General features: G+C 66.2%; 25 protein-coding genes. 12 read left to right on the forward strand and 13 right to left on the reverse strand.

The features are described from left to right. Window positions 1-23 precede the first annotated feature (23 nt). Window positions 24-1,193 carry a patatin-like phospholipase family protein gene (locus AC1RB9_RS08780; protein WP_003091575.1) on the forward strand — a complete coding sequence of 390 codons (1,170 nt, stop codon included), beginning with the start codon at window positions 24-26 and terminating at the stop codon, window positions 1,191-1,193. A gap of 63 nt (window positions 1,194-1,256) precedes the next feature. On the opposite strand, the gene AC1RB9_RS08785 is transcribed toward AC1RB9_RS08780, so the two are convergent. The 4 genes from AC1RB9_RS08785 to AC1RB9_RS08800 all read right to left on the reverse strand — a co-directional run bounded on the left by AC1RB9_RS08785 (window position 1,257) and on the right by AC1RB9_RS08800 (window position 4,787). Then, entirely contained in the window at window positions 1,257-2,114 is an 858-nt protein-coding gene (locus AC1RB9_RS08785) for a pirin family protein (protein ID WP_003452844.1), read from the reverse strand. A gap of 140 nt (window positions 2,115-2,254) precedes the next feature. Beyond that, window positions 2,255-3,058 (reverse strand): MlaA family lipoprotein, encoded by an 804-nt coding sequence (locus AC1RB9_RS08790; RefSeq protein ID WP_003114806.1) that lies wholly within the window; start codon window positions 3,056-3,058, stop codon window positions 2,255-2,257. Between the two features lie 3 nt (window positions 3,059-3,061). Next, window positions 3,062-4,423 carry an alpha/beta fold hydrolase family protein gene (locus AC1RB9_RS08795; RefSeq protein WP_003114807.1) on the reverse strand — a complete coding sequence of 454 codons (1,362 nt, stop codon included), beginning with the start codon at window positions 4,421-4,423 and terminating at the stop codon, window positions 3,062-3,064. A gap of 142 nt (window positions 4,424-4,565) precedes the next feature. Next, a complete protein-coding gene (locus tag AC1RB9_RS08800; protein ID WP_003091551.1) occupies window positions 4,566-4,787 on the reverse strand; it encodes a DUF2061 domain-containing protein in 222 nt (73 codons plus the stop codon). A gap of 303 nt (window positions 4,788-5,090) precedes the next feature. On the opposite strand from AC1RB9_RS08800, the gene AC1RB9_RS08805 reads away from it, so the two are divergent. From AC1RB9_RS08805 to AC1RB9_RS08835, 7 genes are all read left to right on the forward strand, one after another. Continuing rightward, the gene (locus AC1RB9_RS08805) at window positions 5,091-5,948 is read left to right on the forward strand and encodes a glycine betaine ABC transporter substrate-binding protein (protein ID WP_003452840.1); all 858 of its coding nucleotides are present in this window, start codon (window positions 5,091-5,093) and stop codon (window positions 5,946-5,948) included. 217 nt (window positions 5,949-6,165) lie between these two features. Continuing rightward, on the forward strand, window positions 6,166-6,477 hold the full coding sequence (locus AC1RB9_RS08810; protein ID WP_003091547.1) for a DUF485 domain-containing protein: 312 nt from the start codon (window positions 6,166-6,168) through the stop codon (window positions 6,475-6,477). Beyond that, complete coding sequence (locus tag AC1RB9_RS08815; RefSeq protein WP_003091546.1) at window positions 6,474-8,129, forward strand: cation acetate symporter; 1,656 nt, start codon at window positions 6,474-6,476, stop codon at window positions 8,127-8,129. Before AC1RB9_RS08810 ends, AC1RB9_RS08815 begins: the two co-directional genes overlap by 4 nt. 89 nt (window positions 8,130-8,218) lie before the next feature. Further along, complete coding sequence (locus tag AC1RB9_RS08820) at window positions 8,219-10,018, forward strand: CBS domain-containing protein (protein WP_003116398.1); 1,800 nt, start codon at window positions 8,219-8,221, stop codon at window positions 10,016-10,018. After that, window positions 10,015-10,641: a 3'-5' exonuclease gene (locus AC1RB9_RS08825; RefSeq protein WP_003114810.1), complete on the forward strand. Its 627-nt coding sequence runs from the start codon at window positions 10,015-10,017 to the stop codon at window positions 10,639-10,641. The genes AC1RB9_RS08820 and AC1RB9_RS08825 overlap by 4 nt, the downstream gene beginning before the upstream one ends. A 108-nt stretch (window positions 10,642-10,749) precedes the next feature. Then, window positions 10,750-10,908 carry a DUF3309 family protein gene (locus AC1RB9_RS08830; RefSeq protein WP_003109182.1) on the forward strand — a complete coding sequence of 53 codons (159 nt, stop codon included), beginning with the start codon at window positions 10,750-10,752 and terminating at the stop codon, window positions 10,906-10,908. A gap of 274 nt (window positions 10,909-11,182) precedes the next feature. Then, window positions 11,183-12,307: a GNAT family N-acetyltransferase gene (locus AC1RB9_RS08835; protein ID WP_003114811.1), complete on the forward strand. Its 1,125-nt coding sequence runs from the start codon at window positions 11,183-11,185 to the stop codon at window positions 12,305-12,307. A 32-nt stretch (window positions 12,308-12,339) separates the two neighbouring features. Here AC1RB9_RS08835 and AC1RB9_RS08840 read toward each other — a convergent pair whose 3' ends face one another. From AC1RB9_RS08840 to AC1RB9_RS08860, 5 genes are all read right to left on the reverse strand, one after another. Further along, window positions 12,340-12,606, reverse strand: coding sequence for a DUF2790 domain-containing protein (locus tag AC1RB9_RS08840; protein ID WP_003091540.1), 267 nt, complete (start codon window positions 12,604-12,606; stop codon window positions 12,340-12,342). A 281-nt stretch (window positions 12,607-12,887) separates the two neighbouring features. Further along, window positions 12,888-14,720, reverse strand: a complete 1,833-nt coding sequence (locus tag AC1RB9_RS08845) for an ABC transporter ATP-binding protein (protein WP_003109184.1) — start codon at window positions 14,718-14,720, stop codon at window positions 12,888-12,890. Window positions 14,721-14,782: 62 nt separating this feature from the next. Next, entirely contained in the window at window positions 14,783-15,346 is a 564-nt protein-coding gene (gene ppiA / locus AC1RB9_RS08850; RefSeq protein ID WP_003114812.1) for a peptidylprolyl isomerase PpiA, read from the reverse strand. Next, complete coding sequence (locus tag AC1RB9_RS08855; RefSeq protein ID WP_003119699.1) at window positions 15,328-16,155, reverse strand: alpha/beta fold hydrolase; 828 nt, start codon at window positions 16,153-16,155, stop codon at window positions 15,328-15,330. Before AC1RB9_RS08855 ends, ppiA begins: the two co-directional genes overlap by 19 nt. Window positions 16,156-16,161: 6 nt before the next feature. Continuing rightward, on the reverse strand, window positions 16,162-17,091 hold the full coding sequence (locus AC1RB9_RS08860) for a PA3225 family LysR-type transcriptional regulator (protein WP_003091534.1): 930 nt from the start codon (window positions 17,089-17,091) through the stop codon (window positions 16,162-16,164). A gap of 199 nt (window positions 17,092-17,290) precedes the next feature. Between AC1RB9_RS08860 and AC1RB9_RS08865 the strand changes: the two genes are divergently transcribed. Then, entirely contained in the window at window positions 17,291-17,608 is a 318-nt protein-coding gene (locus AC1RB9_RS08865) for a hypothetical protein (RefSeq protein ID WP_003091533.1), read from the forward strand. Between the two features lie 146 nt (window positions 17,609-17,754). Beyond that, window positions 17,755-18,396, forward strand: coding sequence for an FMN-dependent NADH-azoreductase AzoR3 (gene azoR3 / locus AC1RB9_RS08870; RefSeq protein WP_003114814.1), 642 nt, complete (start codon window positions 17,755-17,757; stop codon window positions 18,394-18,396). 103 nt (window positions 18,397-18,499) lie between these two features. Here the strand turns inward: azoR3 and AC1RB9_RS08875 are convergent, their stop codons facing one another. The 3 genes from AC1RB9_RS08875 to AC1RB9_RS08885 all read right to left on the reverse strand — a co-directional run bounded on the left by AC1RB9_RS08875 (window position 18,500) and on the right by AC1RB9_RS08885 (window position 20,573). Next, window positions 18,500-19,399: a DMT family transporter gene (locus tag AC1RB9_RS08875; protein ID WP_003116401.1), complete on the reverse strand. Its 900-nt coding sequence runs from the start codon at window positions 19,397-19,399 to the stop codon at window positions 18,500-18,502. 9 nt (window positions 19,400-19,408) lie between these two features. After that, window positions 19,409-19,744: a tRNA-binding protein gene (locus AC1RB9_RS08880; RefSeq protein WP_003109191.1), complete on the reverse strand. Its 336-nt coding sequence runs from the start codon at window positions 19,742-19,744 to the stop codon at window positions 19,409-19,411. 64 nt (window positions 19,745-19,808) lie between these two features. Then, window positions 19,809-20,573: a helix-turn-helix domain-containing protein gene (locus AC1RB9_RS08885; RefSeq protein ID WP_003114816.1), complete on the reverse strand. Its 765-nt coding sequence runs from the start codon at window positions 20,571-20,573 to the stop codon at window positions 19,809-19,811. A 146-nt stretch (window positions 20,574-20,719) separates the two neighbouring features. Between AC1RB9_RS08885 and AC1RB9_RS08890 the strand changes: the two genes are divergently transcribed. Then, entirely contained in the window at window positions 20,720-21,532 is an 813-nt protein-coding gene (locus AC1RB9_RS08890) for a UDP-2,3-diacylglucosamine diphosphatase (protein WP_003091510.1), read from the forward strand. Then, window positions 21,529-22,584: a glycosyltransferase family 4 protein gene (locus AC1RB9_RS08895; protein ID WP_003114817.1), complete on the forward strand. Its 1,056-nt coding sequence runs from the start codon at window positions 21,529-21,531 to the stop codon at window positions 22,582-22,584. The genes AC1RB9_RS08890 and AC1RB9_RS08895 overlap by 4 nt, the downstream gene beginning before the upstream one ends. Here the strand turns inward: AC1RB9_RS08895 and AC1RB9_RS08900 are convergent. Continuing rightward, entirely contained in the window at window positions 22,574-23,965 is a 1,392-nt protein-coding gene (locus tag AC1RB9_RS08900; protein WP_003124349.1) for a protein CyaB, read from the reverse strand. The genes AC1RB9_RS08895 and AC1RB9_RS08900 overlap by 11 nt on opposite strands. Between the last annotated feature and the right edge of the window lie 95 nt (window positions 23,966-24,060).

A 24,060-nucleotide genomic window follows, 5' to 3' on the forward strand; every position in this document is an offset into this window, starting at 1 on the left:
CAGTTCATGACGGAAGCCCCGCTGTGTCCGATCCCCTTGCCCCACGTCCGCCGCTCACCGGCCTGATCCTTTCCGGGGGCGGCGCCCGCGCGGCCTACCAGGTCGGGGTCCTGGCCGCCATCGCCGACCTGCTGCCGGACAGCGCCGGCAATCCTTTCCCGGTCATCGTCGGTACCTCCGCCGGCGCCATCAACGCCGTTGGCCTGGCTTGCGGCGCCCTGCAATTCCGCCAGGCGATCCAGCGCCTGACCGCGGTCTGGCAGGGATTCCGCACCGAACATGTCTATCGCAGCGACTGGCCGGGCGTGACCCGCCAGGCCTCGCGCTTCCTCGGCCATAGCCTGCTCGGCCTGGGGCGGCGGGTGCCGGTGGCGTTGCTGGACAACCGGCCGTTGCATGAGCTGCTGGCACGTGAGCTGGATTTTTCCGGGATTCATGCGGCGGTGCGCCAGCGCCAGTTGCGCGCGGTGGCGGTGACCGCGTTCGGCTACGAGTCGGGGCAGGCGGTGACCTTCTACCAGGGGCGCGCGACCATCGATCCCTGGGTACGCCATCGGCGCCTGGGCATTCCCACCCGCCTGGAGCTTCGGCACCTACTGGCCAGCGCGGCGATCCCGCTGCTGTTCCCGCCGGTGCGGATCAACCGCGAATACTTCGGCGACGGCGCGGTGCGTTCCCAGGCGCCCATCAGCCCGGCGTTGCACCTGGGCGCCACGCGGGTGCTGGTGATCGGCGTCAGCGGCAACCCGGCCACCGGTGGCGACAGTGCCATGACCGGCCTGCCGCCGTCCGACCGACCGCCGAGCCTGGCGCAGATCGGCGCCCACCTGTTGAACAGCACCTTCATCGACAGCCTGGAAGGCGACATCGAGCAGTTGCAGCGGATGAACCAGATCGGCCAGTTGGTGGCGCCGGAGGTGCGCCGCCAGGCGGGTGGGCTGGAGCCGGTGGAGGTATTGCTGGTGTCGCCGAGCCGGCCGCTGGACGAGATCGCCGCGCGGCACTACCGGGAGCTGTCGCGGGTGCTGCGGCTTTTCCTGCGCGGTCCCGGAGCGACCCGCGCCAGCGGGGCGGGGGTATTGAGCTACCTGTTGTTCGAGCGCGGCTATTGCAGCGAACTGATCGAACTGGGCTACCACGATGCGATGGGCAAGCGGGCGGAACTGGAGCGCTTCCTGCGGATCGAGCGGTAAACCTTATTCAGGACGGGACAGGCGGAAGGAAAAAACCGCCCCGAAGGGCGGCTCGCGCACGGCTCAGACGGCCAGGACACCGTCGCGATAGTCGCGTAGCGCCTGCTCGATTTCCTCGCGGCTGTTCATCACGAACGGACCGTACTGGACGATCGGCTCGCGCAACGGCTTGCCGGCGAGCACCAGTACCCGGGCGCCGGCTTCGCTGCGCAGGCTCAGTTCCCCTTCTTCGGACAGCCGAGCCAGGCGATTGGTGGCGATTTCCACCGGGCGTTCGCCTTCCACCGTCAGGCTGCCTTCGTAGACGTACAGCAGCACGCGATGGCCGTCCGGCAGGCGCGGGGCGATGCGGCCGCCGGCAGGCAGTTGCAGGTCGTAGTAGTGCGGCTCGGTGTCCGGCCTTTCCACGGCGCCGATCTGCTGCGCCTGGCCGTCGTCGAAGTGACCGGCGATCACCGTGACCTTCACGCCTCCGGCGGTTTCCAGGCGCGGCACGTCTTCCGGCTCGATATCGCGATAGCCGGCCGGGGCCAGCTTGTTCTTCGCCGGCAGGTTGACCCACAGCTGGAAGCCACGCATCGCGCCTTCCACCTGTTCCGGCATCTCGCTGTGGATGATGCCGTGGGCGGCGGTCATCCACTGTACGCCGCCGGGCTTGAGCAGGCCGCGATTGCCGAGGTGGTCTTCGTGGCGCATACGCCCTTCGAGCATGTAGGTCACGGTCTCGAAGCCGCGGTGCGGGTGCGAAGGGAAACCGGCGACATAGTCATCCGGGTTCTGGGTATCGAACTGGTCGAGCATCAGGAACGGGTCGAAGCGTTCCGGGGAAGGGCCGCCGATCACGCGGGTCAGGCGGACGCCGGCGCCATCGGAGGCGGGGTGGCCGGTATGCAGTTCGAGGACATCACGGTAGCGGGTCATGGGAACCTCCTGGTTCGTGTATGGCTCGATGATAGTCCTCTGTGCTCGATATATGGATGCGAGTTTTGTGTGATTCCTATCGAGTTATTGGATTGTTTTGAGAAAAAGAAACCGCCGCACCAGGGCGGCGGTTCTTCGTCTCACTCGGCGATCTGCAGCTTGCGCGCCTCGGTATAGATGTAGCGCAGTTTCTCGTACTCGAACGGCGAATTCATCTGGCCGTAGCGGAAGCTGGTGTTGTAGCGCTTGTCCACCACGCGCAGGGCGGTGATCTCCGGGTGGTCGCCGCTGGCCTGGGGAACGTTGAGGTAGTTCACCTGGTATTCGCCGACGTAGTCCACCACCAGTCCGCCGGTGTCGCGCAGGTTGGACGGGCCGAGGATCGGCAGCACCAGGTAGGGGCCGCTGCCCACGCCGTAGAAGCCGAGGGTCTGGCCGAAATCCTCGCTGCGCTTGTGCAGGCCCATCCTGGTCGCAGGGTCCCACAGGCCGAGCACACCGAAGGTGGTGTTGAACAGCAGCCGCGCGGTGGTTTCCATCGCCGCCTTGCCCTTCAATTGGGCGAGGTTGTTCAGCAGATTGGGCACGTCGCCGAGGTTGTCGAAGAAATTGCTCACGCCGCTGCGGACGAAGTGCGGGGTGACGTATTCGTAGCCTCGTACCACGGGCAGGAACACCCACTCGTCGAAGCGATAGTTGAAGTGGTAGACCCGGCGGTTCCAGGATTCCCAGGGATCGTACATGTTCAGTGCGTCGAGGGTGGCGCGCTCGAATTCGCGTTGATCCAGGCCAGGATTGAACTTGAGTTGGTCCAGTGGACGGCTGAAACCGTCGCCGTCGAGCTGGCGTGGCGGCAGTTCGGCCGGCGCGGCGGCCTCGTCGGCCTGGGCGCTGGCGGCAGCGCTCAGCAGAAGGGCGAACATCCAGTGTGCGGTTCGGCTCATCGATCAGTTTCCTGCCTGCTGGGTGAGGGCCGCGCTGGCGACCTGGGTCTGTCCGGCAGCGGGCGTGGCGAAGAAGTCCAGCATGTCCTGCGCGTTGACCTTGTAGTTGAGGTTGCCGCAGTGACCGCCATAGGGATAGACGGTCAGGCGTTCGCCGAAGGTTCGGCGGAGGAAGCCGAGGTCGCCCGGGCCGAGGATGACGTCGTCGGCGTTGTGCATCACGGCGATCTTCGGGCTGTCGTGCAGATAGTCCTGCAGCTTGTAGAGGCTGACCTGGTTGACCAGTTGGGTCAGGCTGCCGCCGTCGTAACGGGCTCGCCACATCGGGATCAGTTGCTCGGTCATGTAGCACTCGAAGTCGCACTGTAGCGCGCGCTTGAAGAAGGGCTCCAGGCTGGTGCCTTCGTTGATCGGGTAGTTCGGCGGGGTGATCAGGCCGCGACGGTTGACCAGGTCCGAGGTGAAGGCGATGTCGGCGGCGGAGAAGCGGAACGAGGTGCCGATCAGCATGGCCATTTCTTCGTTGCTCAGGCGTTGCTTTGACTGCTGGAAGTCGTAGAGCATGGCGTCGTTGATGTCGACGTAGCCTTTCTGCCGGAAGTAGCGGGTCAGCTTGCTCAGCACCACCTCGTAGAAGGTGCGCGAGTCAGTGATGCCCTTGACCTGGGTTTCCACCAGTTTGTCGAGGTTGCTCACCGAGGTGTAGAGGTTCACCGGTGGGTTGAGCAGCAGCACTTTCTTGAAGTTGAAGCTCCGGCGGCTTTCGTCGAGGTGGCTGACGAACGCGGCGTTCAGCGCCCCCAGGCTATAGCCGGTGAGGTAATAGTCGGTCACCGGCAGGTCGCGCTGCTGCGCGCGCACCGCCTGCATCACCCGGTACAGGTCATCGGCGTCGTCGCTGGAAAAGCCCGGTGTGGCGAAGCGCGAGGCGCTGGCCATGAAGTCCCAACTGGTCGGCGAGGACAACTGCACCACGTGGTAGCCGGCCTGGTAGAAGAGCTTCTTCAGGTATTCCGGGAAGCTGCTGGCGTAGTGGGCGCCAGTCCCGGCAATGATGAAGATCAGCGGCGCCGCATGATCCTGGCGGGCCAGGCGGTAGCGCAGCTTCTTCACCGGCCAGAAGTTGTCCGGCAGGGCGAACTCGCGCTCCGGGCGCAATTTCAGGCTGTAGTCCTTCTGGTCGATGTCCTCGCTGTGCGGAAGCTCGGGACGCAGTTCCGGCGGCGTGGTGGCGATGGTCGCCTCGAACGGGTTGGTCAGTGGATAGCCGTAGCTCGCGGCGTCCACGTCCCGGGCCTGCGCCAGATTGGCACAACCGAGGGCGAGGCCGCCGAGCAGGGCAGCGAAACGGAGGAAGTGGGGCATCGGGGGAATCCCTTCGAGGGAAAAGTACTGAGTGAATATACTGCCGCTATGACAACTGCAAGCCTCAGTAGTGCAGTGGGTTATTGCAGCCAGCGTTCCAATCGGTCTTTCCCGCCTCTTGCCGTGCCTCGCGAATATCCCTTCAGGCGTGGCGGTGCAGCCAGCCATGGGCGCTAGCCGGGCGCGGCGCGCCGTCTTTCTCGAAGCGTTTCCAGATCTTCTCGTGGAAGTAGAAACCGACCGAGTTGCACAGCGGCTCGACCGCCGCCACCAGCCCGCCGACCGCTATGCTGCCGGTCAGCGCATAGGCCACGCTGAAGGCGATGATGAAGTGCATGACGGTGAAGGTCAGGGTCTTGAGCATGGCTGCTCTCCTTTGATCGAGAATCATTCCTCTTTGGCGAAAGCCTATCCAGGCGCTCGGCCAAGCGGAAATCGGCCTGTCCAATCGAGTGCATAGAGCGCTTCGATCGCACTGTCTCGGAGCACATCCGCAGCGTGCCGCAGCGTGCCGCAGCGCAGTTCGAGGCATGTCGTTATCGGGTGCGATAGGTGTCGTTCTCAGAGCAGTCCGCCGTCCGGGCGCGCCGATGATGGACGGCGGCACCGCAGAGTGCCGCGACCGCCGGGGAGCGTCCCCGTCGGCATAGAACAAGGGGTACGTCTGATGCGAATGATGCGACGACTGTTGTGCTGGAGTGCGGGCCTGGCAATGTCGGCGGCTGTGGGGATGGCGGCCGCGGCGGACAAGCCGGTGATCACCATCGGTTACGTGGACGGCTGGTCGGACAGCGTGGCGACCACCCATGTGGCCGCCGAGGTGATCCGCGAGAAGCTCGGCTACGAGGTGAAGCTGATGCCGGTGGCGGCGGGGATCATGTGGCAGGGCGTGGCGCGCGGCAAGCTCGATGCCATGCTCTCGGCCTGGCTGCCGGGCACCCACGGCGCCTACTACGAGAAGATGAAAGATAAGGTGGTCAACCTTGCCATCAACTACCCGGACGCACGCATCGGCCTGATCGTCCCCGAATACGTGAGCGCCAACAGCATCGCCGACCTCCAGGCGCAGAAGGACGCTTTCGGCGGCCGCGTGGTGGGTATCGATGCCGGCGCCGGGGTGATGATCAAGACCGACGAGGCGATCAAGCAATATGGCCTCGACTACAAGCTGGTGGCCAGTTCCGGCAGCGGCATGATCGCCGAGCTGACCCGTGCCGAGAACGAGAAGAAGCCGGTGGTGGTGACCGGCTGGATTCCGCACTGGATGTTCGCCAAGTGGAAGCTGAAGTTCCTCGACGATCCGAAGAAGGTCTATGGCGATACCGAGCATGTCGACACCGTCGCCAACCCGGCGCTGGAGGCCAAGGCCAAGCCGGTCTGGGAGTTCCTGAAGAAGTTCGGCTGGAGGGATGGCAACGAGGTCGGCCAGGTGATGCTGGCGATCCAGGAGGGCGCCAAACCCGAGGATGCGGCGAAGCAGTGGGTGGCGGCCAACCCGGGACGGGTCAAGGACTGGGTGCAGTAGCACGGCTGGTTCGATCGGGGAACGCCGTGCCCGGGCAACCGGGCACGGCGTTTTTCCTTGCCGAAGGCTGGCTCCGGAATCTGCCGGAAGGCCCGGGAATACCGGTCTAGAGCGGCTGGCGAAACGCTACGACTAAAGTCGTCTGGAGCGCTTGCACCAGCGTCCTACAGTGGATATCGACGACATTCCGCGTCACCCCGCTGTGAGGATAAAAACAATGAACGACAGCATCTACCAGCGGATTGATACCAATCCGCGCTTCAAGGAGTTGGTGGCCAAGCGAGAGCGTTTCGCCTGGATACTTTCTTCGATCATGCTTGGCCTCTACGTGATATTCATCCTGCTGATCGCTTTCCAGCCGCAGCTGCTGGGCGCGCGTATCAGTCCCGATTCGTCCGTGACCTGGGGCATCCCGATGGGTGTCGGACTGATCCTTGCCGCGTTCATCCTGACCGGCCTGTACGTGCGTCGCGCCAACGGCGAGTTCGACAGCCTGAACCAGGAAATCCTCAAGGAGGCGCAGCAATGATCGCTCGTCTCCTTGCCGCGCTCGGTCTTGCGGCCTTCGCTCCGGCCCTCTGGGCCGACGCGCTGACCGGCGACGTGCAGCGCCAGCCGCTGAACGTCTCGGCCATCGTCATGTTCGTCGCCTTCGTCGGCGCGACCCTCTGCATCACCTACTGGGCATCCAAGCGCAACCGCTCGGCGGCCGACTACTATGCCGCAGGCGGCCGCATCACCGGCTTCCAGAATGGCCTGGCGATCGCCGGCGACTACATGTCGGCGGCATCCTTCCTGGGTATTTCGGCGCTGGTCTTCACTTCCGGCTACGACGGCCTGATCTACTCGATCGGCTTCCTGGTCGGCTGGCCGATCATCCTCTTCCTCATCGCCGAGCGCCTGCGCAACCTGGGCAAGTACACCTTCGCCGACGTCGCCTCCTACCGCCTCAAGCAGAAGCAGATCCGCACCCTGTCGGCCTGCGGCTCGCTGGTGGTGGTGGCGTTCTACCTGATCGCGCAGATGGTCGGCGCCGGCAAGCTGATCGAGCTGCTGTTCGGCCTCAACTACCATGTCGCGGTGGTCCTGGTGGGCATCCTGATGGTGCTCTACGTGCTGTTCGGCGGCATGCTGGCGACCACCTGGGTGCAGATCATCAAGGCCGTGCTGTTGCTCTCCGGCGCCTCGTTCATGGCGATCATGGTGCTCAAGCACGTCAACTTCGACGTCAGCACGCTGTTCTCCGAAGCCATCAAGGTGCATCCGAAGGGCGAGGCGATCATGAGTCCGGGCGGCCTGGTCAAGGATCCGATCTCGGCATTCTCCCTGGGCTTCGCGCTGATGTTCGGCACCGCCGGGCTGCCGCACATCCTGATGCGCTTCTTCACCGTCAGCGACGCCAAGGAAGCGCGCAAGAGCGTGTTCTACGCCACCGGTTTCATCGGCTACTTCTACATCCTGACCTTCATCATCGGTTTCGGCGCGATCCTGCTGGTCAGCACCAACCCGGACTTCAAGGACGCCACCGGCGCCCTGATCGGCGGCAACAACATGGCGGCGGTGCACCTGGCCGACGCGGTGGGCGGCAGCCTGTTCCTCGGCTTCATCTCGGCGGTGGCCTTCGCCACCATCCTCGCGGTGGTCGCCGGGCTGACCCTGGCCGGGGCCTCGGCCGTCTCCCATGACCTGTACGCCAGCGTGTTCAAGGGCGGCAAGGCCAACGAGAAGGACGAGCTGCGGGTCTCGAAGATGACCACCGTGGCCCTGGGCGTGGTCGCCATCGTGCTCGGCATCCTCTTCGAGAAGCAGAACATCGCCTTCATGGTCGGCCTGGCCTTCTCCATCGCCGCCAGCTGCAACTTCCCGGTGCTGCTGCTCTCCATGTACTGGAAGAAGCTGACCACCCGCGGCGCCATGATCGGCGGCTGGATGGGCCTGATCACCGCGGTGGGCCTGATGGTCCTCGGCCCGACCATCTGGGTGCAGATCCTCGGCCACGAGAAAGCCATCTACCCGTACGAGTACCCGGCGCTGTTCTCGATGATCGTCGCCTTCGTCGGTATCTGGTTCTTCTCCATCACCGACAAGTCGGCGGCGGCCGACGAGGAGCGGGCGCGCTTCTTCCCGCAGTTCATCCGTTCCCAGACCGGCCTGGGCGCCTCTGGCGCGGTGGCCCACTAAGCGCTACGTGAAGACGTAGCCCGAGGCGGCGGCCGGATTTCCGGTCCGCCGCCTTTCGTTTCAGCGTCCCGGTTACAGCGAGATGAGCCATGCCTGACAGTTTCAACTTCGCCTCGCCGCCCTTCGACCAGTTGCGTCCCCATCAGCGCGAGACCCTCAAGCAGGCCCTCAGCGTAGGCTACTACGCGCCGGGGGAAACCTTGCTGGAGGCCGGTTCGGCGGTCCCCGGGCTGTTCGTCCTGCTCAAGGGCGTGGTCGAGGAGCGCGGCGACGACGGGCGAGTGTTCGCCCAGTACGCCGCGGACGACCTGTTCGACGTCCGCGGGCTGTTTTCCGGCAGCAGCAAGCATCGCTACCTGGCGATCGAGGAAAGCATCGTCTACGAACTGCCGGCCAGTTGCTTCCACCAGTTGTGCGGGGAGAACCCGGGTTTCGCCCGGTTCTTCCAGGCCGACCTGGCGGCCAAGCGCCAGTTGGCCCAGCGCGACGGGCAGAACCTTGCCGAGTTCATCCTTACCCGCATCGCCCGCGAGCACTTGCTGCCGGCGCTGGAGGTGGAGGCCTCGCTGTCCCTCGGCGACGCCGCGCGCCTGCAATTGAGCCACGGCGCCGATGCCCTGCTGGTGCGGCTGGAGAGGGACGGGCCCGAGCTCGGCATCGTCACCCGCACCGACCTCATGAGCGCGCACTTCCGCGACGGGCGCAGCGAGCTGGAGGCGATCGGGCCGTTGGCCCATGGTCCGCTGGCCAGCGTCGAACTGGGCGATTTCCTGTTCGACGCGATGATCCTCATGACGCGCCAGCGTATCGAGCGGGTCGCGGTCACGGAGGACGGTCAGGTGATCGGCCTGTTGCACCTGACCCAGGTGCTCAGCCTGTTCTCCACCCATTCCCACGTCCTGGCGCTGCGCATCGCCCGCGCCGACGACCTCGGCGACCTGCGCCGCTGCGCGGAAACCCTGGACACCCTGATCGCTACCCTGGCCGGCAACGGTATCCGCCTGCGCTTCATCATGCAGCTGGTCAGCGCGCTCAACGAGCAATTGCTCGAACGGCTTTTCGAATTGTTGCTGCCGCCAACCCTGCGCGGGCGCTGCTGCTTGCTGGTGATGGGCAGCGAAGGACGCGGCGAGCAGTTGCTGAAGACCGACCAGGACAATGCCCTGGTCCTGGCCGACGATCTGCCGCAGGAACAGGCCCTGGCGATGATGCAGCGCTTCAGCGCGGCCTTGCTGGAGTTCGGTTATCCGCCCTGTCCCGGAGGGGTAATGGCCAGTCGGCCGGAATGGTGCAAGCCGCTGGCGGCCTGGCAGGCGGAGCTGCGCGGGACGCTGCTGGAGGGCAAGCCGGAGCAGCTGTTGCGCCTGTCGATCCTGGCCGATGCCTGGCCGGTGGCCGGCAACCTGCAGCTGTTCGAGCCGTTGCGTCGGCAACTGCGCGGTTTCGCCGACGGCGGCGAGCGCTGGCTGGCGGATATCGCGGCGGCGGCCCTGCAATTCGATACGCCGCTGACCTTCCTCGGCCAGCTGAAAACCCAGGACGCCCGCCTCGATCTCAAGCGCGGCGGGATCTTCCCCATCGTCCACGGCATCCGCACCCTGGCCCTGCGCGAAGGCCTGGAGACCCGCGGGACCCTGGCACGGATCGAGGCGCTGAAGCGACACAAGGTCCTCGAAGCACGCCTGGCGGACGACCTTAGCGAGTCTTTCGAGCTGTTCCTGCAACTGCGCCTGACCCGCCAGTTGGCCGGCCAACGCGACGGTCGCCAGCAGGGCCTGGACGTCAGCGGCATGAGCCGCCACGATCGCGACATGCTGCGCTACGGCCTGCATGTGGTGAAGAAGTTCAAGCAGAGCGTGGCCCGTCAATTCCACCTGGAGACCCGATGAACACCATGGTCAAGTTGCCCGACAGCCGCTGGCCGGGCTGGCGCCGCCGGCTGTATTGGTGGATGCACGAGGCGGTCGAGGCGGAGGAAGTGATCTCCCTCGATCTCGAGACCACCAGCCTCGACCCGCGTCGTGCCGACATCCTCAGCATCGGCGCGGTGCTGGTGCGGCGCGGCAAACTGGTCATGGGCGAGCGCCTGGAACTCTACGTCGAGCCGCCGCCGAGCCTGGATGCGGAGTCGATCCGCATCCACAAGCTGCGCCGCGCCGACCTGGAGGGACAGTTGCAGCTGGAGCAGGCCCTGCGCCAGGTGCTGGCGTTCATCGGCGACCGACCGCTGCTGGGCTACTATCTGTCGTTCGATGTCGCCGTGCTGAACCGGCACCTGCGCCAGCTCCTCGACCGACAGTTGCACAACCCCTCCATCGAGATTTCGTCGCTGTACCACCGGAAGGTCAGCCGGCATTTTCCCGACGCACACATCGACCTGCGCTTCGACACCCTGGCGCGGGCCCTGGATGTGCCGGTCAGCGGTCGCCACACCGCCCTCGGCGACGCCCAGGCGGTGGCGCTGATGTTCATGCGTCTGCTCAAGGGGCCGGCGCCCAAGGTCATCCACTGAGGCTGGAGGTCGCGGATTTATTGAATCTTCGTTGCTCGGCGGGGGTCGAGAACTACAAGGGCGGAATCTCCCGCCCTTTGCCCCATGAGCCGAACAGGAGCGACGCCCATGAGTCTCGGTACGATTCTTCTGATCATCCTGATCCTGCTGCTGATCGGCGGCCTGCCGGTCTTTCCTCATTCGCGCAACTGGGGCTACGGGCCCTCGGGGATCATCGGCGCATTGCTGGTGGTGCTGTTGGTCCTGTTGCTGCTGGGCATGATCTAGGGCCCGATCGGGAATGCCGTCGTGGTTGTCCGCCGTCCCGACGGGTATCGGCGGATAACGCCTCCGGCGTTATTCGCCCTACGCGGAGGGTTCCCAGCTTTCGCTCCGCCGTTGCGGCGGGGTATCGGCGGATAACGCCGTTGGCGTTATGCGCTCTACGTAGGATGGATTGAAGCCTTCGCTTGGAGAAGGGCGGTTTCATCGCGGGTCCGCCGGGCGCTTTTTTCCATCGACCGGCTTCACTTGCCTTGCGTCTCGCGCCAGACTGGCGCGCATGCCGATCCAGACGCTTGCCACCCTTGCCGATATCGACGCCGCCGAGTGGGACGCCTTGCTGCCTCCCGCCCAGCCATTCCTGCGTCATGCTTTCCTGTCCGCGCTGGAAGACAGCCACAGCGTGACGCCCGCTACCGGCTGGCGCCCGGCTCATCGCGTGCTGCGCGATCCGCAAGGGCGGCTGTGCGCGGCGCTGCCGGCCTATGTGAAGGCGCACTCGTACGGCGAATACGTGTTCGACTGGAGCTGGGCCGACGCCTGCCAGCGGGCCGGTATCCGCTACTACCCGAAGCTGCTGGTAGGGGTGCCCTTCACCCCGGTCGCCGGTGCGCGCCTGCTGGGCGAGGACGAAGGGTTGCAGGGGCTGCTCGCGTCCCTTGGCGAGGAGGCCGAGGCGAGCGGTCTGTCGAGCATCCATGTGAATTTCACCGACGCCCGGGCGGACACCTTGCTTGCCGCGCGTGACGGTTGGCTCGAACGCCTGGGTTGCCAGTACCACTGGCACAACCGCGGCTATCGGGACTTCCAGGACTTCCTCGAGGCCCTCAGTTCGCGCAAGCGCAAGCAACTGCGCAAGGAGCGCGAACAGGTCGGCGGACAGGGCATCGAGTTCGAATGGCGGGAAGGCGGCCAGTTGTCCGAACTGGAGTGGGATTTCGTCTATCTCTGCTACGCCAACACCTACCTGGTGCGCGACCGCGATCCCTACCTGAGCCGCGAGTTCTTCGGCCTGCTGGCCGAGCGCATGCCGGAGGCGATCCGTGTGGTCTTCGCCCACCAGCGTGGCAAGCCGGTGGCGATGGCGTTCAGCCTGGTCGCTGGAGATACCCTGTACGGGCGCTACTGGGGATGCCTGGCCGAGTTCGACCGGCTGCACTTCGAGACCTGCTTCTACCAGGGCCTGGAATTCGCCATCGGCGCCGGCCTGGCGCGCTTCGACGCCGGCGCCCAGGGCGAACACAAGCTGATCCGCGGTTTCGAGCCGGTGCTGACGCGCTCCTGGCACTACCTGGCGCATCCCGGTCTGCGCGATGCCGTGGCGCAGTTCCTCGAACAGGAGCGGGCGGGTGTGCGCGCCTACGCCGAGGAGGCCCACGGCCTGTTGCCCTACCGCCAGGCCTGAAGGGGGCCGGAACGATAGGGCGTGGCGTCCGCTCAGCCGTTGCTGGTGCTGCCGCCCCATTCGAGGAAGCGGATCTTGTGCAGCTCGCCGCTATGGTCCTCGTAGACCACGGTCACCGGCACTACGCCGGTCCTGGTCGAATTGTCGGTACGGTGCAGGACATTCTTCACGTCCAGTTGCATGCCGTAGTGGTATTCCTCGACCGGCAGGCCGCGGCCCGGGTCCTTGTCCACGTCCTGGGCGAAGGCCATGGGGGCGAGGCTGGTGATGACGGCGGACACGACAGAGGCAAGTTTCATTCTGTGATTCTCCGTAGCGATGGGGCGAAATCCCCGGTACCGAGCACTGGCATCCTTGGTCGTCCGTGGCCGACGCCAGGTGGACGGGGACGATGCGGCAGGCGTCGGGATCGAGCCGGGGCACGGGTTCGATAAGAACACCGTTTCGCTGGCGGAAAAAATCGAAGCGCGTGCTAGTCGAGATCGACGGCGGTGATGATTGCCGCGAAAAGGCCCGTTGCAGAGCCTTTGACAAGGTCACCCAGGCCGGGCGGCGCGAGCCGCCGCCCGGTGCCGAGGCTTCAGTCGACGCCGACGAAGCCGCCGGTCTGGTGTTGCCAGAGGCGCGCATAGAGGCCGCCATGGGCGAGCAACTCGGCATGCGTGCCGCTTTCGGCGATGTGGCCCTTGTCCAGCACCACCAGGCGGTCCATGCGCGCAATGGTCGACAGGCGGTGGGCGATGGCGATCACCGTCTTGCCCTGCATCAGGGTCTCCAGGCTTTCCTGGATCGCCGATTCGACTTCCGAGTCCAGCGCCGAGGTCGCTTCGTCGAGGATCAGGATCGGCGCGTCCTTGAGCAGCACCCGGGCGATGGCGATGCGCTGGCGCTGGCCGCCGGAGAGCTTCACTCCGCGTTCGCCGACATGGGCGTCGAAGCCGCGGCGGCCCTCGGCGTCGCTGAGCAGCGGGATGAACTCGTCGGCGCGAGCCTTGCGCACCGCTTCCATGAGTTCCGCGTCGCTGGCGCCGGGGCGGCCGTAGAGCAGGTTGTCGCGGATCGAGCGGTGCAACAGCGAGGTGTCCTGGGTGACCATGCCGATCTGCGCGCGCAGGCTTTCCTGGGTCACCCCGGCGATGTCCTGGCCATCGACCAGGATGCGTCCGCTCTCCAGGTCGTACAGGCGCAGCAGCAGGTTGACCAGGGTCGACTTGCCGGCGCCGGAAGGTCCGACCAGGCCGATCTTCTCGCCGGGCCGGACCTTCAGGTCGAGACCCTGGATCACGCCGCTGCCCTTGCCGTAGTGGAAGGCGATGTGCTCGAACTCCACCTCGCCGCGCTCTACCCGCAGCGGCTGGGCGTCCTCGCGGTCGACCACCTTGCGCGGCAGGGCGATGGTCTGCATGCCATCCTGGACCTGGCCGATGTTCTCGAAGATGCCGCCGACCACCCACATGATCCAGCCGGACATGTTGTTGATGCGGATCACCAGCCCGGTGGCCAGGGCGATGGCGCCCACCGAGATCAGCTCCTGGCTCCACAGCCACAGGGCCAGGCCGGTGGTGCCGGTGATCAGCACGCCGTTCATCACCGTGATGGTCACGTCCATGGAGGTCACTACGCGCCCGGCGCGTTGCGACTTGAGGGTCTGGTCGCCGATCGCTTCGCGGGCGTAGTCCTCTTCCTGGCGGGTGTGGGCGAACAGCTTCAGCGTGGTGATGTTGGTGTAGCCGTCGACGATCCGCCCCATCAGCTTCGAGCGCGAATCCGAGGCCTCCACCGAGCGGCGCTTGACCTGGGGAACGAAGTAGGCGAGGGCGCCGACGTAGGCGAACACCCACAGCACCAGAGGGATCATCAGGCGCCAGTCGGCCTCGGCGAACAGCACCAGGGCGCTGACGGTATAGATCAGCACGTGCCAGAGGGCGTCCACCACCTGCACCGCCGAATCGCGCAACGAGTTGCCGGTCTGCATGATGCGCTGGGCGATGCGCCCGGCGAAATCGTTCTGGAAGAAGCCGAGGCTCTGCTTGAGCACGTAGCGGTGGTTCTGCCAGCGGATCAGGTTGGTCATGCTCGGGTTGATGCTCTGGTGCACCAGCATGTCGTGCAGGGCGTTGAACAGCGGGCGCAGGACCAGCGCCACCACCGCCATCCAGATCAGTTCGTTGGCGTGCACGCGGAAGAACTCCGCGCTGGGCGTGCTCTGGGCGAGATCGACGATGCGGCCGAGGTAGCTGAACAGCGCCACCTCGATCAGCGCGACGATCAGGCCGACCACCAGCAGGGCCAGGAACACCGGCCAGACCTGGCGCAGGAAGTAGACATAGAAACGCAGCACTTCGCTGGGCGGCATGCGTTCGGAAGCACTGCGGAACGGGTCGATCAGACGTTCGAAACGACGATAAAGCATGATGGCTCTCTTCTGGAGCGGGCCCGTCCTGGGCCCGCCGGATCAAGCCCCTGCGGCTGGACTCAGAGGCGTTTGGCGGACAGGATCACCACGTCGTCGCTCGGCACGTCGGCGAAGCCGTTGCGGCGGGTGGTGGGAACCTTGGCGATCTGGTCGACCACGCCCATGCCACGCACCACCTTGCCGAACACGGCATAGCCGAAGTCGCGGGCACCATGGTTGAGGAAGTCGTTGTCGGTCAGGTTGATGAAGAACTGGCTGGTGGCCGAATCGACCACTCCGGTACGGGCCATGGCGAGGGTGCCGCGCTCGTTGAGCAGGCCGTTGTCGGCCTCGTTCTTGATCGGTGCACGGGTCTTCTTCTCCTGCATGCCGGCGCTGAAGCCGCCGGTCTGCACCATGAAGCCCGGGATCACGCGGTGGAACAGGGTGCCGTCGTAGTAGCCGCTGTCGACGTACTCGAGGAAGTTCTTCACGCTGATCGGCGCCTTGGCCGGATCGAGTTCTACCTCGATCTCGCCGAGGCTGGTGGCGATCAGGACGTGCGGCTTGGCGGCAGGCGTGGCGGCCAGCAGGGAACCGGCGAAGAGCAGGGTGCAGGCGGCGATCAGGAGACGTTTGAGCATGGTTGTTCCTTGGTTTTATCGATATCGGCGAGGAAGCCGAGCAGGGTGGTGTTGAAAATCTCGGGTTGGTCCATCGGCGTGGCGTGGCGGGAGTCCTCCACCACCACCAGGCGGGCGTCGGCGATCCGCTCGCAATAGGCCTGCTTCAGCGATACCGGCGTGTAGTCGCGATCCGCGCTGATCACCAGGGTCGGACAGGCGATCTCGGCCAATCGTTCCTGCACGCCCCAGCCGATGATCGCGTCGAGGCTGGCCAGGTAGGCGCGCTTGTCGTTCTCCGCCCAGCGCGCCTCGATCTTCTCTCGCAGCCCGGCCTGTTCCGCCTTGGGAAACAACAGCCGGCCGAGGGCGCGGCCGATGGTCCGCAGGCTGAGCAGGCGCGAGAGGAGCTTGCGCTTGGCCACCTCCAGATGTTCGCGAGGCTTGCGCGGGATGACTTCCGGAGTGCTGTTGACGATGGTCAGGCTGCGCAGCAGGTCGGGTCGGTCGCAGGCCAACTGGAAGCCGATCATCCCGCCCATGCTGATGCCGACCAGGTGTACCGGGCCGCAGCCGAGCCGGTCGAGCAGCGCCGCGCAGTCCTCGGCGAAGCCGGCCATGCTGTAGCCGCCGCGCGGCTTGCCGGAGCGGCCGTGGCCGCGCAGGTCCGGGACCAGCAGGCGGTAGTGGCCCAGCAGGGCCGGCAACTGGTATTCCCAGTCGCGGGCGCTCGAACCGAGACCGTGCAGCAGCAGGACCGGCGCGCGCTCGGTGGGACCGGGGTGGTCGTCGTAGACGAGGGTGCAGTCGCGGTGCTGGAAGTCAGGCATCTGCGTTCACTCGGCGGCCGGTTCGGGCGCCGCGAAGGGCGCGTTGAGCGGTACGTTGGCGAACGACTTGAGCATTTCCATGAGGATCTGGCTGGCCGGGCCGAGCGGCTTTTCCTTGTTGGTGTAGAGGTAGAAGCGGCTCTGCCGCACGCCGCCCTGGCTCAGCGGCAGCGGCTTGAGCTGGCCACTCTGCAGTTCGCGCTCGATGATGTGTCGCGGCAGCCAGGCGAAGCCCAGGCCGTTGCCGACGAAGGTCGCCGCGGTAGCCAGGCTGCCCACCGTCCAGCGCTGTTCGGCGCCCAGCCAGCCGTGGTCGCGCGGCTGTAGCCGGCCGCTGTCGCGGATCACCACCTGCATCTGGGTTTCCAGGTCCTGGTGGGTCAGTTCGCGTTGCAGGCGGTGCAGCGGATGGTCGGGGTGGGCCACGGCGACGAACTCGACCACGCTGAGGTCGGCGCCGAGGTGGCCGGGAATGATCAGGCCGCTGATCGCCAGGTCGGCGGCGCCCTGGATCAGCGCTTCCTCGACGCCGGAGAGCACTTCCTCGCGCAGCAGCACGCGACAGCCGCGGCTCTGCGGCATGAAGGCGGACAGCGAGCGGACGATCCGCGCGGTGGGGTAGGCGGCGTCCACCACCAGGCGCACCTCGGGTTCCCAGCCCTGTTCCATGTGGTGCGCCAGTTCCTCCAGTTGCCCGGCCTGCTTGACCAGTTGCCGCGAACGGCGCAGCAATACTTCGCCGGCCTCGGTCAGCACCGCCTTGCGTCCGTCGATGCGCAGCAGCGGCACGCCGAGCTGTTCCTGCATGCGCGCCACGGTATAGCTGATCGACGATTGCGAGCGGTGCAGGGCTTCCGCGGCCTGGGCGAAGCCGCCGTGGTCGACCACCGCCTGCAGGGTCCGCCATTGGTCCAGGGTTACGCGTGGCGCTTTCATTTCCGCCTCCTCGAATGCAGGGATGCCTCGCCGGCGTTTCCGCGGCCGGCAGGCGATGACGAGTGCGCCGGAGGGGCGACTTCGCTTATCGTGTCGTCGGCGTCCTGTACGGGGTAGCTGTCCATTCTCTTGACGTACGGGATGCCGTGGTTTTCAGGGTGTTGCCATTTTTCCATCTGTCGCTACCGGGAGTCCGGCCATGAAAAGGCTTTGCTGTTTCGCACTATCGCTGCTGCCCCTGTCCGCTTTCGCCTATCCGATCGAGGTCGACCCGCAACTCAACGGCACCGAGGTCTCCTACAGCACCCAGGACATCGGGCGCGACATGGGCGCGATCCTTCTCACCAACCTGGGAGGCCAGGCGGCAGAGTGCACGGCGGTGTTCCGCAACGGCCCGGAGACCCCGAAAGTGCGCAAGGGCGTGATCCAGCCCGGGCAGAACAGCAACTTCACCGCGCAGTTCGGCCGCGACATCATCAAGTTGCGGATCAAGCTGACCTGCAAGATCGCGAAATAGAGCGTTCTCTCACCGAAAGACTAGGTGGTGCCTGTTTATAAATCAACCTGGTCGATATTTAACAGCGGTTTTTTCAACTTTTTAATCGATTAATCATTCTCTACCCTCACCTCCATCGTTGTAGCGCAGTGGGTGGAGGTCGAGTCATGTCCCGTGTCCTGGTTATCGAGAGCAGTGCCCGCCAACGGGGCTCGGTTTCCCGCCTGCTGACGGCGGAATTCATCTCCCACTGGAAAATCGCGCATCCCGCTGATCGCTTCCAGGTTCGCGACCTGGCGCGCGAGCCGCTGCCGCACCTCGATGAATTATTGCTGGGAGCCTGGACCACCCCCTGTGATGGCCATAGCGCTGCGGAAAGGCGCGCCCTCGAGCGTTCCAATCGCCTGACCGAGGAGTTGCGGATGGCGGACGTGCTGGTGCTGGCGGCACCGATGTACAACTTCGCCATTCCCAGCAGCCTGAAGAGCTGGTTCGACCATGTGCTGCGCGCCGGCCTGACCTTCCGTTACGCCGAGCAAGGGCCGGAAGGCCTGCTACAGGGCAAGCGCGCCTTCGTTCTCACCGCCCGCGGCGGGATCTACGCCGGCGGTGGTCTCGATCACCAGGAACCCTATCTACGCCAGGTGCTGGGCTTCGTCGGCATCCACGACGTCACCTTCATCCACGCGGAGGGCATGAACATGGGCCCGGAATTCCGTGAGAAAGGCCTGGCGCGAGCCCGTGAGCGGATGCGGCAGGCGCTGGAAACCGACACCTCCCTTTGCGTCCCTCTGCCAACGCTCCGGTGATTGGACGCAGCACCCGGTCGAACCCCTTCCCCCGCGTGTTCTACCGGGTTTTTTTATTCCCTGCGGACTTTCGATGGTTGCCGGTGTGACGGCCGGGGCGGATTCAGGCGCGCTCGGGATCGCCTCGTTCGTCGCCGACTGCGGTTTTCCTGCCCCGTGCACCGAGGCGCGCCGACAGCACGATGGCGAGGATGATCAGGGCACCGCCGAGGAACATCCGCGGCCCCGGCGTCTCATGGAACAGCAGCCAGGCGAAGGCGATCCCGTAGACCGGCTCCAGGGCGAATACCAGTGCCGCGGTGCGGGCCTTGACCACCGCCAGGCTGGCCACGAACAGGCTGTGCGCCAGGCCGGTGCAGAAGACGCCCAGCAGGGCCAGCCAGAGCCAGTCGAGAGCGGGTAGCGCCGGTAGTTCGCCGACCGCGAATGGCAGCAGGCACAGGGCGACTACCAGGTTCTGCCAGAGCGCCGCCTGCACCGGGCCGACCTGCCCGCTGTTGCTACGGTTGGCCAGCGACAGCAGGGCGAACAGCAGGCCGGAAAGGATCGCCCAGAGCAGGCCGAGGGTGGCGCCGCTGGCGAGGTCGAAGTTCGGCGTGACCAGCACCAGGCCAAGGCTGACCAGGACCACCAGCAGTCCTTCCGCGAGATGAATGCGCTCGCGGAAGAGCAGCCCTTCGAGGATTACCGTGAAGGCCGGGAAGCTGGCGAAGCCGAGGGTGGCGATGGCCACGCCGGCGGTCTTCACGGCGATGAAGAAACTCACCCAGTGGCCGGCCAGGAGCAGGCCGCAGAGCGCCAGGCGCAGCCATTGCGCGGGTCCCAGGGCGCGCCAGGCCTGGCCCGCGAGGCGGGCGAAGAGGCCGAGGGCGAGCACCGCGAACAGCGCACGACCGAACACGATCACCCCGGGGGAGGCGCTGGCCAGCTTGCCGAACACCCCGGTCAGGCCGAAGAGGAGGGCGCCGCCGTGCAGGGCGGCGAGGGCGGAACGTCGATTCATGGGGATCCTTCAGGCCAGGCGCGCACCGTTGGGCAGGGGCTTGTCGAAGCCGGCCAGGACCACCTTGTCCTCGCTATCGTAGACCCCGGTGACCAGGACCTCCGAGCGCACCCCGGCGATCTGCTTCGGAGCGAAGTTGCAGACGCAGAGGACCTGGCGTCCGACCAGTTGCTCGGCCTGGTAGTGTGCGGTCAGTTGCGCGCTGGAGGTGCGCAGGCCGAGCGGTCCGAGGTCGACCTCGAGGACATAGGCGGGTTTGCGTGCCTTGGGGTTGGGAGCGGCGCTGAGGATGGTGCCGACGCGCAGTTCGACGCGTTCGAAATCCTGCCATTCGATGATGTCCATGCTGACTCCTGTTCTGTCGATGGGCAGAGAGTAAGGAGTCGTGACGGATTTGTCTGTCGTGCGGCTAGCCGGTTTTGTCGCGGGACTCGCGACGCAGTTGTCGCGGGGTGACGCCGAACTCGCGGACCAGCGCTGCGGTGAAGGCGCTCTGCGAGGCGTAGCCGACCCGGGCGGCGATCTCGCCCACCGCCAGGCTGCTCTCCAGCAACAGTTCGTGGGCCTGGTGCAGGCGTCGGCTGCGCGCGTAGTCCATGGGCGTCTGTCCGGTCTCGGCGAGGAACAGGCTGTGGAAGCGCGCCACCGAAAGACCGGCCAGCCGCGCCAGGTCGGCTACCTGTAGCGGATGGGCGGCATGGCGGTCGAGGTAGGCGTCGAGGCTGGCCAGTGGCAGGCGGGGCTGCTGGCGCGGCGGCTGGCGCTCGCTGGCCAGGCTGGCGAGGAGCAGGCCGGCGCCCTGGTGGGCGATCACCGGGTCGTTGATCGGGCCGCTGGCCAGCCAGTTCACCAGTTGGCCCTGGGCGGGTGTCAGCGACAGCGCCTGCGGTCGCTCGAACAGCCGCCTGCCGGCTTCGGCGTGTTCGCCCAGGCCCAGCAGCAGGCTGCCGTCGCAGGGCAGGTCGAGGACCAGGCAGCGGCTGCCGGAGGGACTCGAGCAGGCATGCCGGGCTTGCGCCGGAACCACCGCGAAGGTCTGCCGCAACACGCGGCTGCCGCGCCCCTCGACCTCGAAGTCGAGGCAGCCGCTGAGGCCCAGGACCAATTGGGCATGGTCATGGCTGTGGACGATCTGGTCGTGGCTGTAGTGGCGCAGGGAAAGGATCGAACCCATGGCGAAGCTCCCGGAGGCAGGCGCCCAGTCTACCCGCTGGCGCCGGCGACAGACAGCCGGGCCCTGTCACGCAACGGTCGCCGGCCTGTCACAGTCGTTTCACCGGCGCCGGCCAAGATCGGAAAAACACCGTCGGAGACCCGCCGATGAGCACCGCGCAACGCTTCACCTCGAACCGCAAGCAGCGGGTCCGGACCCTGTGGATCTCGGATGTCCACCTGGGGACGCGGGATTGCCAGGCCGAACACCTGGCGGCGTTCCTCAAGCGCTACCACGCCGATCGCATCTACCTGGTGGGCGACATCATCGACGGCTGGAAGCTGCGCGGCGGCATCTACTGGCCGCAGGCGCACACCAACGTGATCCGCCGCCTGCTCACCCTGAGCAAGCGCGGCACCGAGGTGATCTACGTCACCGGCAACCATGACGAATTCCTGCGCCGCTATTCGAGCCTGATCCTCGGCAACATCCGCCTGGTCGACGAGGCGGTGCACAGTACCGCCGACGGCCGCAAGCTGCTGGTGATACACGGCGACCAGTTCGACGTGATCACCCGCTACCACCGCTGGCTGGCGTTCCTCGGCGATTCCGCCTACGAGTTCACCCTGCTCCTCAACCGTTGGCTGAACCACTGGCGGCGGCGCTGGGGCTACGGCTACTGGTCGCTGTCGGCGTACCTCAAGCACAAGGTCAAGACCGCGGTGAACTTCATCAGCGACTTCGAGGAAGCCATCGCCCACGAGTGCCACAAGCGCGGGCTCGACGGGGTGGTCTGCGGGCACATCCACCATGCCGAGATCCGCCGCATCGAGGGCGTCGATTACCTCAACTGCGGCGACTGGGTGGAGTCCTGCACGGCGCTGATCGAACACTGGGACGGCAGCATCCAGCTCTACCGCCTGGCCGAGGAGCAGGCGCGGCTGGCGGCGCAGGCCGCGGCGGTCGAGCCGGCGGCATGAGGCTATTGATCGTCAGCGACGCCTGGTTACCGCAAGTCAACGGAGTCGTCACCAGCCTGCTGGCCCTGCAGCGCGAGCTGGAACTGCTGGGCCACCAGGTACGGGTGCTGTCGCCCGCCGACTTCCGCTGCCTGCCCTGTCCCAGCTATCCGGAAATCCCCCTGGCCTGGAACCTCTGGCGCCTCGGCGGGTTGATCGAGGCCTTCGCCCCGGATGCCGTGCACCTGGCCACCGAGGGGCCGCTCGGCTGGGCCGCGCGGCGCTGGCTGGGCAAGCGCGGCCTGGACTTCACCTCGGCGATCCATACGCGCTTTCCCGAATACCTGCGTGACCGCTGTCCGTGGCTGCCGTTGTCCTGGGGCTATGCCTTCCTGCGCACCTTCCATCGGCCGAGCCGGGCGGTGCTGGTGAGCACCCCGCGCCTGCGCGACGAGTTCTGCGCCTGGCGCTTCCAGCACCTGCGGCTGTGGCGCAAGGGCGTCGATACCGAACTGTTCCATCCCGCCGAGACACCTCCGGCGAAAGAGCGGCCGCCGGTGTTCCTGTATGTCGGGCGGCTGGCGACGGAAAAGAACCTGGAGGCGTTCCTCGATCTCGAACTGCCGGGCGAAAAATGGCTGGTGGGCGACGGCCCGCAGCGGGCGGCGCTGGAGCAGCGCTATCCACAGGCGCGTTTTCTCGGCTACCGCCATGGCCGCGCGCTGGCCGACGCCTACCGGGCGGCCTCGGTGCTGGTGTTCCCCTCGCTGACCGATACCTATGGCCTGGTGATGCTCGAAGCCCTGGCCTGTGGCGTGCCGGTGGCGGCCTTCGCCGTGCCGGGGCCGCTGGATGTATTGCAGCAGGGCGTGACCGGGGTCATGCACGAGGATCTTGGCGAAGCCTGCCGCCAGGCGCTGGCGCTGGATCGCCAGGCCTGCGGGCGCTGGGCGCGGGAGCAGTCCTGGCGGGTTTCGGCGGAGGAGTTCCTGGCGCTGCAGGCGAGCGGCCCACGGACTGCGCCGGAATGGCGCGACGAACTGCCGGCGGCGTTCGACGAACTTAGAGGATGACCTTGTCGCGCAGGCGTTCGGCGGCCTGTTGCAGGGCCTGGATGACCCGTTCCTTGTCGTAGTTCTGGATGTTGTTGGTGTCCAGGTACATGGAGAAGCCGGGCAATTCGTGCTCGACGTAGCTGGGCGCGGCGCCGAGGTCGCGGCGCGAGTCCACCACCTGGTAGATCTGCACCGGGCGGCTGAAGCCCTTGACCGCGATCTGGCCCTTGTCGCGGCACATGATCACGTCCTTGATCAGCGAGTAGGTCTCGTGGGAAATGAGGATTTCGCCGGCTTCCGAGGCGCTTTCCAGGCGGCTGGCGAGGTTCACCTCGCGGCCGATGATGGTGTAGTCCATGCGCGTGTCGGCGCCGAAGTTGCCCACCGTGCAATAGCCGGTGTTGATGCCCATGCGGATTTCCAGCGGCTTGGTGATGCCCTGGGCCCGCCACTGCTGGCGTAGCACCTTCATGTGCTTGCGCATGGCGATGCCCATCGATACCGCAGCCACGGCGTCCTTCTTCGCGCCCTGGGTGCTGGGGTCGCCGAAGAACACCATGACGCAGTCGCCGACGAACTTGTCGATGGTGCCGCCGTACTTGAGGGCGATCTTCGACATTTCGTTGAGGTAGTTGTTGAGCAGGTCGGTCAGGGCCTCGGCTTCCAGTTCCTCGGATAGCTCGGTGAAGCCGCGGATGTCGGAGAAGAACACGGTGAGCTTCTTGCGCTGGGTTTCCAGGCGCACGCTCTTCTTGCCGCTGAAGATCATTTCCCAGACCTGCGGCGACAGGTACTTGGCCAGGTTGCGCGCGAGCCGCGCGGCCTTTTCCTGCTCGCGGGCGATCTCCTGGCGCACCTGGGCCAGGCGCAGGCCCTGCTGGTGGCCGAAGAAGGCGGTGATGCAGATGTACAGTCCGCAGAACAGGATGCTGACCGCGGCCACCTCGACCGGGGTATTGCCCAGCAGCGGCGGGGCGACGAGCACGGCGACCAGCAGGGCGCTGCTGGCCGATACCAGCAAGGCCATGCCGAGCAGGCGCAGGCCGCCGATGACCAGCGCGGTGAAGCTCAGCACCAGCAGGAACATCAGGCTGGGCACCACGGAGAAGCCGAGCAGCGCCATGCCCAGGCCACAGTGCACGGCGTCGACCGCGAGCAGGGCGCGGGTCACCTTGCGCGGGTCGTGCTGGCGGAAGCGCTGGCCGAGGTGGTACGCCAGGTGCGGGTAGAGCAGCGCATAGGGCACCATCCAGAGGATGCCGTAGCTGAAATACTGGGTGTAGGTTCCCGCCGCGATGCTGGCGCCACAGGCGATATAGGCCAGCACGCGCGAATAGTATTCACGCATGGACGCGACGGACCGGCTCGTCGGCGAGCGGTCGGGGAGGGTAGGCTTCATGCGCTGGAGAGGATCCCTGTGTATTTTCGTCCCGGCTCGGCCTCGTGAGCTTTCCGCCTGGGGAATGGCGGGTGGCCAGGTTGCTGGCGGAATCT

It is taken from the genome of Pseudomonas sp. 20-5, from assembly GCF_056782835.1.